The 714-nt window shown below is 39.4% G+C and carries 1 pseudogene; it reads right to left on the bottom strand.

From position 1 onward, the window contains the following. Positions 1 to 70 precede the first annotated feature (70 nt). A pseudogene (locus tag ACEN4L_RS13410) lies at positions 71 to 714 on the bottom strand (ISNCY family transposase); the annotation flags it as partial.

Raw genomic sequence — 714 nt, 5'->3', positions numbered from 1 at the left:
GCTCACATTAATGCAAGCTTTTACTTCGCAAAAGCTTGCATTAATGTGACCGAATTTGTTAAAATTAGTCTTAAGCTGTTTGTTCAGCTTCGTACTCTTCGAGTGTTTTTCCGACACTGCGAAGATATCTTTTGAAAGATTCTAGTTTCCACGGGTGAGATTGTGGGGGAATATACTGGCGTCTTTCTTTTTTTTGCTCTGGAATCGGATCAAACTCTTGTGAGTAGTAGTCATGTTCTTTCAGTCTCCTTGTTGTGTATATTTTTTCAGCTATATTTACATAGATATCTCCGTTAAACGCTTCGATAACCAACACCTTTGATCTTCGCGTGAAGTAGTGCTCTTCACTGCCTTCCGTAGGCAGGTAGTAGTTGTTTTGATACCGAATATGATGCCCACTATCCACTTTTCTATTCGCTACTCGTGCTAATAATAAATTGATTTCTGATTTAGTTGGTGCGTTTTCATAGATGGATTCCTTCGTTTTATTGCCAAACTTCTTATTGAAAGTCCTAATCCATTTCGTTAAAAAGTGATTGGCTTCCTCCATAGATTGTATTCCAGCTAAGTCTAAATCTACAGGAAGTCGTGATTGAACAGTCCCGTTTAAGCGCTCTACGCGGCCTTTAGCTTGTGGAATAGAGGAGGTTTTAATCTCAATACCGAGTTGATGACAGGCAAAACCAAACTGGGTAAAGGTATCTTCTTCGACCG

It is taken from the genome of Desemzia sp. FAM 23988, from assembly GCF_045528365.1.
Lineage (GTDB): Bacteria > Bacillota > Bacilli > Lactobacillales > Carnobacteriaceae > Desemzia.
This window is presented reverse-complemented; position numbering and strand designations above follow the sequence as displayed.